Origin of the sequence: Hyphomicrobium sp., assembly GCF_041659645.1 — a bacterium.
Lineage (GTDB): Bacteria > Pseudomonadota > Alphaproteobacteria > Rhizobiales > Hyphomicrobiaceae > Hyphomicrobium_B.
The window spans coordinates 784,917-796,865 of record NZ_JBAZXX010000001.1 but is presented as its reverse complement, the minus strand read 5'-3'; the positions used below and the strand labels follow the sequence as shown (position 1 = coordinate 796,865).

The window sequence follows — 11,949 nt, the reverse complement described above, 5'->3', positions numbered from 1 at the left end:
ATCCGGTCCTACGTTTTACATGAAATGCATAGCCGCTTTTATGGGAAGCGTACTGACTGGGGGCCGACCTTGAGCGCACCGAACCCGGAATTGAACTATCGCACCGTTTTCATTTCCGACGTCCACCTGGGAATGCGTAATTGCCAGTCGACGGCCCTTCTCGATTTCCTGAAATACGTCGAATGCGAGAACCTCTATCTCGTTGGTGACATCGTCGATTTCTGGAAGGTCCGCCGCGGAGCGTACTGGCCGCAGAGCCACAACGACGTGCTCCAGAAGCTTCTGCGCAAATCCCGCAAGGGCACACGCATCGTCTTCATTCCGGGCAACCACGACGATGGCCTGCGCGAATATACCGGCACGAACTTCGGCGATATCGAGATCCGTCGCGACGCCGTTCACGAAGCCGCCGACGGCAAGCGCTACCTTATCCTGCACGGCGATGAATTCGACGTCGTCGTCCGCTACGCGCGCTGGCTCGCATTCCTCGGCGACCGTTCCTACGACGCCGCTCTCGCCCTCAACGTTCCGCTGAATTCCATGCGCCGGATGCTAGGCCTTGGCCATTGGTCGCTCTCCGCGTTCCTGAAGCACAAAGTGAAAAGCGCCGTGAACTACATCGGCGAATTCGAGGAAGCGCTCGCGGGCGAAGCCCGTCGCCGCGACACGCAGGGCCTCATCTGCGGCCACATCCACCACGCCAACACACGCATGATCGACGGCATCCATTATATGAACTGCGGCGACTGGGTCGAAAGCTGCACCGCGATCGGTGAACGCTTCGACGGTCAATTCGAAATTATTCGTTGGAAAGATCATCTGGCCGCACGCGCATCCCAAGCGCCTTCCGGTCGATGGTTGATCGAAGCCGCTTGAATCGGCACTATGCCGGACGAGAAGCGAGCCGGCGAACGGAGAATCCCAAGTGAACGCGACCGCAAAAGTCCTTGAGCCGACGAGCGTCGATCTGTTGAGCGAAGCAGTGCACCAAAATCGTGCACTGAGCATCGCCGGCATTCTCGAACGTACCTTTACATTCGCTTTCCGATCGATGGTCTATCCCCAGATCTGGGAAGATCCGCGCGCCGATATGGAAGCGCTCGAAATCACGCCGCAGACCCGCATCATGACCATCGCGTCGGGCGGCTGCAACGTCATGAGCTACCTCTCGGCGAATCCGGCGCGGATCTACGCAATTGATCTCAACGCGACGCACATCGCGCTGCTGAAGCTGAAAGTCGCGGCGGCCCAGCACTTGCCGAACCACGCCACGTTCTATCGCTTCTTCGGCGCAGCCAACGACCGGCGCAACGTCCACCTCTATAACGACCTTATCGCCCCCCACCTCGACGCTGATACGCGCGCCTATTGGGAAGGCCGCGAATTGACCGGCCGCCGCCGCATCTCGCGGTTCGCTCGGAACTTCTATCATTTCGGTCTGCTCGGACGCTTCATCGCGACCGGCCATATCGCGGCGCGCGTTTTCGGCGCCAAGCCAAAGCGCATCCTCGAGGCCCGCTCGATCGAAGAGCAACGTGAGATTTTCGCGCGGGAAGTCGCGCCTGCCTTCGACCACCCGGTGCTGCGCTGGATCACCTCCAATCGCGCTTCTCTTTTTGGCTTGGGCATTCCGCCCGTCCAGTACGATGCCCTCTCGGGCGGCGGCGCCCGGCCGATGAACGAAGTTTTGAAAGAGCGCGCCGAGCGCCTCGCGACGGGCTTCGACCTCAAGGACAACTACTTCGCCTGGCAAGCCTTCGGCCGTAGCTATGCGGCCCAGGGCGAAGGCCCGTGCCCGCCGTATCTGGAAAAGTCGAACTTCATGGCGATCAAGGCCCGCGCCAACCGGGTCAATGTCGTCCATGATAATATGATCCGCTTCCTCTCGGGTGAATCGGCGGAAAGCCTCGACCGCTACATCCTCCTCGACGCCCAGGATTGGATGGACGACGAGGCCCTCAATTCGCTCTGGCGCGAGATCACCCGCACGGCGCGTCCCGGTGCGCGCGTCATCTTCCGCACCGCCGGCGAAGAGAGCATCCTTCCCGGCCGCGTCGCCGACGACACTCTGAATCAGTGGACCTACGACGCCGCCAAGTCCGCCGAAATCCACGCCAAGGACCGCTCGGCGATCTACGGCGGCTTTCACCTCTACATCAAAAACGCTTGACCCGCGCGATGACCGAGAATGCGGCAAGCGCGATGGATGGCATGTATCGCCATCAGCGCTACATCTACGATCTGACGCGCCGCTACTATCTCATCGGCCGCGATCAGATGATCGCAGACCTCGATCCGCCGGCGGGCGGCACGGTGCTCGAAATCGGCTGCGGCACCGCCCGCAACCTTCTCCTCGCCGCGAACCGCTATCCGCGTGCGAACTTCTACGGCCTCGACGTCTCCGAGGAAATGTTGAAGACCGCGCGCGCCGCCATCAATCGCAGCGGATATAAAAAGACGATTTCGCTCGCGCAGGCCGACGCCACGACGTTCTCGCCCACCGATCTTTTCGGCCTGCAAAACATCGACCGCATTTTCATTTCCTATGCGCTGTCGATGATTCCGCCGTGGCAAGCCGTCGTCGACCGCGCCGTCTCACAACTTTCGCCAACCGGCGAGTTGCATATCGTCGACTTCGGCACGATGGCCTCGATGCCCACGTTGGGCCGCCGTGGCATGCGCGCGTGGCTGACACGCTTCAGCGTCACGCCCCGCCTTGATCTCGAAACCGTCGTTCGCGACGCTGCGCGCCGTCACGGCCGTAGCGCAACCTTTCGTCAGGGCCGCTTCGATTACGCCGCGCTCGCCCGCATCGGCGCGAAGCTTTCTTAAATCCGGACCGTCAGAACGCGCGCAAAAGCCCCGGCTCATCACCGGGGCTTCCGTTATCGCGACAGCCGCCCGGACGCTAAATGCTATTCCGCTGCGGGAGCAGCAGCGGGCGCCTCGGTCGGATGCGCCGCACCGTTGGTGACAATCGCCGCCGCGACAGGCTCATCTTCGGCAGCCTCGGCAGCCACCTCGATCGCGCCGCCACCGTCCGCCTCCGGAGCGGCCTCGGCGGCCACTTCGGATTCGGCGGACGCAACGGCCGGAGCTTCCTCCCCCGCAGCGGCATCAGGAGCCGCGGCGGCTTCTTCTTCCGGAGCGACTTCAGCGGCAGCTTCCGCTTCGACCGGAACTTCGGCCGGAGCCTCGGCGGCCTCCTCGGCCGGAGCGGCTTCCGATGCTTCCGCAGTTTCAGCTACCGCCGCCTCGACCACCTCTTCGACCGTCGGTTCGGCAATCGCCGCTTCTTCCGCGACAGCCTCCGCCGCTGCTGCCTCTTCCGCGGCCGCAGCAGCCTCTGGAGCGGCCTCTTCGACCACTGGCTCCATGACCGCGTCCGCCGCCAACACCGCCTCTACGGCGTCGGTATTCGCGGCAACGGGCACAGCAAGGACGTCCGAAAGCTCGCCAATGGCACGTTCGACGGCTTTCATGGCTTTGAAGTCCGGCGTCGCCTCAATGCGCGCTCGAACGTCATCGTGTAAGGTCTTGAGCTTGGACAGGATATCGGCCGACATCTATTCTTCCCTTTTTCTTGGGGTTTTGAGAATAAGTTTCCGCTTCGCCTGCACATGACTGAACATGCGGACGCTCTTCTTCAAATTTTTCAGTAATGCGCAAGAATAAATGTACAGGAATTCGCCGCGCCGCGAGCACCTGCGACAGACTGTCAACAACTATAAATTGCGCCGAGAGCCGGTTGGCTTGTTGAACGGTTTGGCCTCGCTGTCCGGAGGTGCTGTGATGGGGCAGCATCAGATTCGGAGACTTACGCATGGCAGAAGCAAATGCCGATATTCAGAACGCGCCCGACACTCTCACCGCGTCGGCAACGACCGTAACTCCACAAGAGATGGATGCGTCGTTCGTTCATCCTGCTCCGATTTGCAATCGGGTCTTGCTCACGATGTCCTCCTTAGGAGGTCGTCTCAGCTTTTTGGAGCTATCGCCCAATGGCGAGGCTCACTTCCGGTCAGCCGTTTTCATGACGCTGGATGGCTTGCTGAGCTTGCAGGAACTCATCCGCACAATGGTGCCGCAGCCTTTGGTCGATCACGCCTCCGAGGAGAACAAAGATGCTCCCCTCAGGTAAGGCTGCGGCGAAGCCTATCGCCGCAGCGACTCCCCCAGCCACAGATAAGATCGACACAGCGGCGTCTACTCCCGATTATGCGGACGCAGCGGAAGGGTCCACTGTCGTTACTGAACAGCGGACAACTCCTAGCCGGGGCGGAACAAGACTTCTCCGAATGGCGGGGAAGCGTCCGATGAAAGAAATTCCTTTCACGCCCGACAACATCAAGGAGATTGTTCGCCTCGCGAAAACGGAGCCGCCATCCAAAGTGGACTTCGGGATCGCTGCGGGCCTTTCCGGTTTTTTTCTAAACGTCGCTTTGGGGTTGAGCTTCGTTGAAGTTAAAACGACAGGATATTATGTGTGGCTATCTATTTGCTTTGCGGCGTTGGTCGGCGCTGCGGTCTCCTGGTGCCGATGGTTTGGAATAAGAAACACAGATACTTCGAGAACCGATATTATCGAACTGGTTGAGCGCATCGAGAAAGAGACGAAATTCGACTAAAGGTGAGCAATGTCCAGAGGCAAATATCTCTCACTTGAAGAAGCCCGCAACGCTGGCAAGCTCGAACAATTCGCCCAAGAAAATCCGAGCGAGGCAGAGCGCCGAGCTTAAAATTCTTCCGACAACAACACACCAAGCCACTTCGCGAAGCCACTACTCAACCTTCGCACTCCGTGTCCGCAGAAACACGGCAAGTTCGCGGGCACGCCCCCAGGCGTAGCCGAGCGGGGCTTTTCGCCAATAAAAACGTTGCTGCCCGCTGCGCGGAATCGATGAGCCGAGGCCGCCGGCTTGGCGGACGGGAGGCGGAAAGATGCCGTAGCCATTCAGCCCCATTTCCCACCCATAGCGAATGTCGACGTCGACCGGACGAGACCGCAAGTGCGGCTCCAACAGCTTTTGGCAACCCGCTCGGCTCAGAACGTAACCCGCTGTCACTTTCGGAAATCGCGAATAGCGGACCAGATTGCGCGCCCCGAGAGACGCTACGTTCCGGTGCGGATGTTGTTTGGCGCCCGACAGCCCGATCACGTCCCAATCGGATAGAAAACGAACCGCATCTGCGACCGCGTCCCATGTATCGGGTTCGACCTGAGCGTCGTCTTCGAGAATGACGGCGTGGGCAAGTCCGCGCTCCAGGATCGTGCGCGCGGCGACAAGATGGCTCGCGTAGCAACCGACTTCTCCCGGCGTCAACTCGGCTCCAAATTGCCCCTTGAGAAAGTCTGGAACGTTGACGCCCTGCACGCCCTCGACGCGCTCGAAACCGTCGCCCAACTGCGATTGCATGAAGGCTAGGCGAGCCGGAGCCTGCTTCAAGTTGATGACAAATATATCGACGCGATCCTGCTTCACGATTCTGTCCAGTTCGCTCCGCCGCGAAGGCGAGCCCAGCAACCGCGCGGTCTACGCGGGCGTGAGAGAAGCAACATTTTATACGAGTCGAGCAAGAACCGTGAACGTGAACACGGACCAGCGATCGATCGGCCTAGGGCGCTTGAAGTTGGAACGGACAACAGATTTCCGATGTGCCCCGGATCTACCCCCAAGATTTTCAAAGTGACGAATTTCAAATCGGCCGAACAAAAAAAGCCCCGCATCGCTGCGGGGCTTTTTGATTTATCTGTTGCGCCGAGCAGCCGGCTCCCCGGAGGGGAGTCGCTCGGGGCCAGCAAAAAACTTCCTTAGAAGTCCATGCCGCCCATGCCACCCATGCCGCCGCCAGGAGCGCCGTGCGAGTGACCAGAATCCTTCTTCGGCACGTCAGCGATCATCGCTTCCGTCGTGATCAAGAGACCAGCAACCGAAGCAGCGTCCTGCAGCGCGCAACGCACGACCTTCGTCGGGTCGATGACGCCCTGGGCGTAGAGATCGCCATACTCATGCGACTGAGCATTGTAGCCGAACGCGTACTTCGCGTTCTCGAGGATCTTGCCGACGATGACCGAACCGTCTTCACCAGCGTTCGCAGCGATCTGACGGGCCGGAGCCTGCAGCGCCTTGCGGACGATGTTGATGCCGACCTTCTGGTCGTCGTTCTCGGGCTTCAGCGCGTCGAGAGCTTTGCCGGAACGGAGAAGCGCGACGCCGCCACCAGGGACGATGCCTTCTTCAACGGCTGCGCGCGTTGCGTGCAACGCGTCGTCAACGCGATCCTTACGTTCCTTGACTTCGACTTCGGTTGCGCCGCCGACCTTGATGACGGCAACGCCGCCAGCGAGCTTGGCAAGACGCTCCTGAAGCTTCTCACGGTCGTAATCCGAGGACGTGTCCTCGATCTGCGCCTTGATCTGCTTCACGCGAGCTTCGATGTCGGCCTTTTTGCCCGAACCGTCGACGAGCGTCGTGTTTTCCTTGTCGATCGTCACCTTCTTGGCGCGGCCGAGCATCTGGAGCGTCACGTTCTCGAGCTTGATGCCGATGTCTTCGCTGATCACCTGGCCGCCCGTCAGGACAGCGATGTCCTCAAGCATGGCCTTGCGGCGATCGCCGAAGCCCGGAGCCTTGACGGCAGCAACCTTGAGGCCGCCGCGCAGCTTGTTGACGACGAGCGTTGCAAGAGCTTCGCCTTCGACGTCTTCAGCAATGATGAGGAGCGGCTTGCCCGACTGGACGACGGCTTCAAGAACCGGAAGCATCCCCTGCAGACCCGAAAGCTTCTTCTCGTGGATGAGAATGTAGGGGTTCTCAAGTTCAGCGATCATCTTGTCGGCGTTGGTGATGAAGTACGGCGAGAGATAGCCGCGGTCGAACTGCATGCCTTCGACGACATCGAGTTCGAAGTCGAGCGTCTTGGATTCTTCGACAGTGATGACGCCTTCCGAACCGACTTTGTCCATCGCTTCGGCGATCTTCTTGCCGACGACTTCGTCGCCGTTGGCCGAGATCGTTCCGACCTGAGCGATCTGGTCCTTCGTGACCTTCTTCGAGTTGATCTTGAGGTCTTCGACGATCGCCTGGACAGCGAGATCGACGCCACGCTTCAGATCCATCGGGTTGGAACCGGCAGCAACCGACTTCGCGCCTTCGCGAACGATAGCCTGTGCCAGAACCGTTGCCGTCGTCGTGCCGTCACCGGCGAGGTCAGCCGTTTTAGAGGCGACCTCTTTGAGCATCTGCGCGCCCATGTTCTCGAACTTGTCTTCGAGCTCGATTTCCTTCGCGACCGTCACACCGTCCTTGGTGATGCGCGGGGCGCCGAACGACTTCTCGATGACGACGTTGCGGCCCTTGGGACCGAGCGTAACTTTGACGGCGTTGGCGAGAATGTCGACGCCGCGAAGCATGCGCTCGCGAGCGTCTTGAGAAAACTTGACGTCTTTAGCTGCCATGTCGAGCAACTCCTAAGCTTTGCGAATTGGGGGGACGTGAATTAAGCGGCGGCTTTGGCCTTGGCGGGGACCGAGAGAACGCCGAGGATGTCGCTCTCCTTCATGATCAGGAGATCCTGGCCGTCAATCTTGACTTCGCTGCCCGACCACTTGCCGAACAGAACGCGATCACCAACCTTGACGTCGAGGGCGTTGACTTTGCCAGCTTCGTCGCGGGCACCGGGGCCGACGGCGATAACTTCGCCCTGCTGGGGCTTCTCCTTCGCGGTGTCAGGGATGATGATCCCGCCTGCGGTCTTTGCTTCTTCCTCAATGCGTTTCACGACGACACGATCGTGGAGAGGACGGAATGCCATGGGTTTAACCTCATGATTTGGCTAGATGATTTGTTTCGGTTCGCGGCTTAGCGATACTAGGCCACCAGCGACAAACGTCGCTGTTCGCCAGCTCTCTGCGAGCAGGACCGCTTGCGAGCCCGAACGCGACGGTTATATGCTGCGGACTGCTAGCACTGTCAAGAGTCGAGTGCTAAAAGTCTGCGCTTCAGCACCCCTGACGCTCCCGCCGATAAGCTCGCGGCGGCGAACGGGCTTTAATGAGTTTGTGCTGCACGGCGCGCAACAAAAGCGCGATCGCGATTAGGTTGCGGCGGCAAGAATCAGCCACGCAATTGCATGTCCTATGCAAAATGCACGCCCGATTAAATATCGCGCCGCAACCCGTGAAAGCAATTGTCGATGAAGGACCCACAATTCCTACCACGGGAGATTGAAATTACCCGATACGAATTGCGTCTTTTCCCTCTGACCTGTCGCTTACGATAAGCGTGGGATCAAATTGAAAAATCGGCGAGCTTGGCGCCCTTTTTCAACCGCTCGACCAGCCAGTTCGGCTTACGGCCGCGACCTGTCCAAGTATCCGATTTATTTTCCGGATTTGCGTATTTCGCGAGACCGACGGACTTGCCCTTTGCCGCACCCCGGCCGCGAGTAGCGCCGAATAGTTCGGCCACGGAAAATCCGTGCGTTTCCGCAAGATCCGCCACTTTCTTTTTCAGTTCGACCTTCTCGCGGTCCCGAGCAGCGGCGATTGCCTTTTGCACTTTCGTCTCAAGATCGACAAGATCCTTAAGAGAAAGCTTGTCGACATTAATCGCCGCCATAGCCTTTACCTTCCGCATCACTAACGACAACCTCTATTAAATCTTCTGCTCGCCGGTGTAGTCACATCTTGACGCCCGCGCAGCAGGAATCTCCAAGATGTGTCACCTTGTCAATGCAAAGTCCTCAATAGTCATGAATAATCGGCAAACAATAAATTGCCGATCACCTTATTTTGTCGAGGCCGCCGTTTATAAGCCAAAATAGACTGCATTTGCAATTGTAGTCCGGCGCTCAAAGAAACGCTCTTGTTGAGAAATAGCTCAAAGCTATCGGGTCGCTCCACCACATTAGAAGAAAATTCTTTTTTCCGGATCACGAAAAGACGGCAATCAGAATGCAGAATTCGGCAATAGTGCGCAGAACGCTCCGTACAAATACGAAACCCGCGTAATCCTGCATTGGACGCATCAAAAAGGCAATTGGCCCGCTCATTCGTGCTAGAAGGCGAGGATCGTTCTAAACTCCAATCTCGTCGTCAGATTGGGGTTTTTAACCCTCGCTGGATGCATCAGCGATTTGAGATCGTGGCGCCCCCGCTTAATTCCCGCGCTATCGGACGCGGGCAGCATCCGGAGACCCGACATGTAGAGAATGACAAGCGCTGATATGATCGGCGACATGGAACCGCGCCGCGGGATGCGGGTTCAGCCTTCGACTTGTGCAAGGCGATTCCAAAAGCTACGGTCCCGCGGCTTTCAACCCACCCCCAAACATCAGATGAGTGGCCGTCTATGACGCTGAAACTCCCCGATCTTCCTTACGCCTACGATGCTCTCACGCCGTTCATGTCGGCCGAGACGCTCGAGTTCCATCACGACAAGCATCACCTCGCGTATGTCGAGAATGGCAACAAGCTCCTCGCTGGCTCCAAATATGAGGGCCAGTCGCTCGAAGATATCGTCAAGAACGCCTATGCCGATAAGGTTGCAGGCCTCATCAACAATGTTGGCCAGCACTACAACCACCTGCATTTCTGGCAGTGGATGAAGAAGGGCGGCGGCGGCAAGAAATTGCCCGGCAGCGTCCAGGCTCTCGTCGACGGCTACGGCGGCTTCGACAAGGTGCGCAATGACTTCATCGAAGCCGGCAAGGGCCAGTTCGGCTCGGGCTGGGCTTGGCTCGCGGTCAAGGACGGCAAGCTTGAAGTCGTAAAGACACCGAACGGCGAAAACCCGCTGATGCACGGCTCAAAGCCGATCCTCGGCGTCGATGTCTGGGAGCACAGCTACTACATCGACTATCGCAACGCCCGCCCGAAATATCTCGAAGCCTGGTTCGACAATCTCGTGAATTGGGAGCACGTCGAAGCTCTCGTCGGCTGATTGAACGCCAAGTTCGACTGAGCCCACACTAATCTCGGGGCCTAATCTCGGGGCGTCTGCGCACCGGCTGCGGCCGCGCAGATGCCCCGATCTCGTTCGACGATCCACTCGAGCATTCAATATGATGCCCTAAAGCCACGGCAGTTCTCGTCGCATCGAGACTTTCCGCTTCTAACACTTTCGCCTCGTTGCCCCCGCCTTGTCCCTGCCGTAGAAGTAACGCAGTAGACGGGATATTTCGCGGCCGGGGGGATTCAGGTGTTCGTGCCTAGGCTGCACGTTGCTTTCATCGTCATTTTTGCGTTCGTGCTCACAGGCTGCGCGACGGTGATGACGCGCAACGGGATCTCAAGCGCGAAACTGGCCGAAACCGCTGAGATACCGGGCATGCCGGGCGTTCGCTTCTGGGGCGACGAAGTTCCGACCGACCCCATCGCGGAAATCCGGCGACGCACGTCGCATATGCCGCCGATCGCCCGCGACGCCAAGACAATGAACGGCCGAAAGGTCATCGATACCCTCGCGCTCTCCGGTGGCGGATCCGACGGAGCCTTCGGCGCAGGCGTATTGGCAGGCTGGACCAAACGCGGCGACCGCCCCGAGTTCCAAGTCGTAACCGGCGTCAGCGCCGGCTCGATCATTGCGCCATTCGCTTTCCTTGGTCCGTCCGAGGACGAAAAGCTTCACACCATCTGGACCCAATATAAGCAGGACCAAGTGGTCACTCCCGAAATCCTCTCCGGGCTTTTTGGAGGTCCGGCTCTCTCGAGCACCGCGCCGCTGCAAAACCTGATCGCGCATTACGTCGACCGCCCGTTTCTCGATCGCATCGCCGCGCAATACAAACGGGGCCGCATCCTCCTTGTCCTGACGACAAATCTCGACGCGCAGCGTCCCGTCGTCTGGAACATGGGAGAGATCGCCCTCAACCGATCGCCCGAGGCGACGGAACTCTTCCGCAAGATCATTCTGGCGTCTGCGGCGATCCCCGCCGCCTTCCCGCCAGTCAAGATCGAAGTTGAAGCCGACGGCAAGCCTTACGACGAACTTCACGTCGACGGCGGGACGACTCGTGAAGTTTTCGTCAGTCCCGTTGACGCCCCCCTCAAAGCCTTCGATACGCTCTACAAAGTGCCACCGATCCGCCGCTACTTCATCATCAAGAACGGCAAGGCAACGCCTGAGCAGGAAATCGTGAAGCCGACGACGCTTCAGATTGCAGGCCGCTCGATTTCGACGCTGATCAAGAGTCAGAACATGGGCGAGGTTTATCACATCTATCGTGTCGCCCTCGATGGCGGCGCCGACTTCAATTTCCTGGCCGTACCGCCGTCATTCACTTACGAAACCAAGGAAATCTACGACCCTAAATATCAGGCGGCGCTTTACGCCGAGGGCGCGAAGGTCGGCCGCAGAGGTATTTGGATGAAGCATCCCCCGGGCCAAGCACCGATCACGGTCGACGGAGTTCAGCCCCGTCCCGCAGCACCCGAGCCTGTCGCAGCCGCCGGCAGCGGCTAACGCGTCCGCGCACTTTTTCCAAGACGTGACGGGATAAAGCAAAGGCGCCGGTCTCCATCCACCAGCGCCCTCTCACAAATTCATCAATCTCGCCGGTTGATCAGAACCAGCGCGGCTGCCACCAATGCAGCAACATATGAACCGTTGTCGGTGAGACCAGATACGCGACGCCGATCACCAGCGCGACCACGATCAACCCGATAAACAATGTCGTGCCAAGCGGCGTGCGATAGCTAAGGCCGGTGCCCGGAATGCCGAGCGTAACCTGCTCGCCCTGCTTGCCCACGTTCAGCGTCGCGCCGTTACCGCCGAGGCTACCGCTGACGCCGGTCTTGCTGAGATTGATCCGAACGCCCGGAAGAATTGTGAATGTCTTGCGAAACCGGAAATAACCCATTTCATTCTCCTCGTCGGCGGTAGCCGCCGGTTAGAACATCCAATTCACGCGCCACAACACTCGCGATTTGCGAATCCTTGAAAAAAC

Annotated in this window: 14 protein-coding genes; 7 read left to right on the top strand and 7 right to left on the bottom strand. The window is 59.0% G+C overall.

The genetic code is table 11. From position 1 onward, the window contains the following. Positions 1-24: 24 nt before the first annotated feature. From WC811_RS03655 to WC811_RS03645, 3 genes are read left to right on the top strand one after another with little or no spacing between them, the layout of a single operon-like run. Positions 25-876 (top strand): UDP-2,3-diacylglucosamine diphosphatase, encoded by an 852-nt coding sequence (locus WC811_RS03655; protein ID WP_372641081.1) that lies wholly within the window; start codon positions 25-27, stop codon positions 874-876. 49 nt (positions 877-925) lie between these two features. Further along, on the top strand, positions 926-2,170 hold the full coding sequence (locus WC811_RS03650) for a DUF3419 family protein (RefSeq protein ID WP_372641079.1): 1,245 nt from the start codon (positions 926-928) through the stop codon (positions 2,168-2,170). A gap of 8 nt (positions 2,171-2,178) precedes the next feature. After that, positions 2,179-2,832 carry a class I SAM-dependent methyltransferase gene (locus tag WC811_RS03645; protein WP_372641077.1) on the top strand — a complete coding sequence of 218 codons (654 nt, stop codon included), beginning with the start codon at positions 2,179-2,181 and terminating at the stop codon, positions 2,830-2,832. An 83-nt stretch (positions 2,833-2,915) separates the two neighbouring features. On the opposite strand, the gene WC811_RS03640 is transcribed toward WC811_RS03645, so the two are convergent. Beyond that, entirely contained in the window at positions 2,916-3,566 is a 651-nt protein-coding gene (locus tag WC811_RS03640; RefSeq protein ID WP_372641075.1) for a hypothetical protein, read from the bottom strand. Between the two features lie 257 nt (positions 3,567-3,823). Between WC811_RS03640 and WC811_RS03635 the strand changes: the two genes are divergently transcribed. Together WC811_RS03635 and WC811_RS03630 are read left to right on the top strand one after the other, a co-directional pair. Further along, complete coding sequence (locus WC811_RS03635; protein WP_372641073.1) at positions 3,824-4,141, top strand: hypothetical protein; 318 nt, start codon at positions 3,824-3,826, stop codon at positions 4,139-4,141. 175 nt (positions 4,142-4,316) lie between these two features. Further along, a complete protein-coding gene (locus WC811_RS03630) occupies positions 4,317-4,628 on the top strand; it encodes a hypothetical protein (RefSeq protein WP_372641071.1) in 312 nt (103 codons plus the stop codon). A gap of 153 nt (positions 4,629-4,781) precedes the next feature. Here the strand turns inward: WC811_RS03630 and WC811_RS03625 are convergent, their stop codons facing one another. The 5 genes from WC811_RS03625 to WC811_RS03605 all read right to left on the bottom strand — a co-directional run bounded on the left by WC811_RS03625 (position 4,782) and on the right by WC811_RS03605 (position 9,242). Further along, the gene (locus tag WC811_RS03625; RefSeq protein ID WP_372641069.1) at positions 4,782-5,483 is read right to left on the bottom strand and encodes a glycosyltransferase family 25 protein; all 702 of its coding nucleotides are present in this window, start codon (positions 5,481-5,483) and stop codon (positions 4,782-4,784) included. 329 nt (positions 5,484-5,812) lie between these two features. Further along, positions 5,813-7,459, bottom strand: coding sequence for a chaperonin GroEL (groL, locus tag WC811_RS03620; protein WP_372641067.1), 1,647 nt, complete (start codon positions 7,457-7,459; stop codon positions 5,813-5,815). Positions 7,460-7,500: 41 nt separating this feature from the next. Continuing rightward, positions 7,501-7,815 carry a co-chaperone GroES gene (gene groES / locus WC811_RS03615; protein ID WP_372641065.1) on the bottom strand — a complete coding sequence of 105 codons (315 nt, stop codon included), beginning with the start codon at positions 7,813-7,815 and terminating at the stop codon, positions 7,501-7,503. Positions 7,816-8,291: 476 nt separating this feature from the next. After that, on the bottom strand, positions 8,292-8,621 hold the full coding sequence (locus tag WC811_RS03610) for an H-NS family nucleoid-associated regulatory protein (protein ID WP_372641063.1): 330 nt from the start codon (positions 8,619-8,621) through the stop codon (positions 8,292-8,294). A gap of 438 nt (positions 8,622-9,059) precedes the next feature. After that, positions 9,060-9,242 carry a hypothetical protein gene (locus tag WC811_RS03605; RefSeq protein WP_372641061.1) on the bottom strand — a complete coding sequence of 61 codons (183 nt, stop codon included), beginning with the start codon at positions 9,240-9,242 and terminating at the stop codon, positions 9,060-9,062. A gap of 111 nt (positions 9,243-9,353) precedes the next feature. Between WC811_RS03605 and WC811_RS03600 the strand changes: the two genes are divergently transcribed. Then, entirely contained in the window at positions 9,354-9,944 is a 591-nt protein-coding gene (locus tag WC811_RS03600; RefSeq protein WP_372641059.1) for a superoxide dismutase, read from the top strand. A gap of 258 nt (positions 9,945-10,202) precedes the next feature. Continuing rightward, positions 10,203-11,465: a patatin-like phospholipase family protein gene (locus WC811_RS03595; RefSeq protein ID WP_372641057.1), complete on the top strand. Its 1,263-nt coding sequence runs from the start codon at positions 10,203-10,205 to the stop codon at positions 11,463-11,465. 100 nt (positions 11,466-11,565) lie between these two features. Here the strand turns inward: WC811_RS03595 and WC811_RS03590 are convergent, their stop codons facing one another. Beyond that, a complete protein-coding gene (locus WC811_RS03590; protein WP_372641055.1) occupies positions 11,566-11,862 on the bottom strand; it encodes a DUF4236 domain-containing protein in 297 nt (98 codons plus the stop codon). Positions 11,863-11,949: the final 87 nt, after the last annotated feature.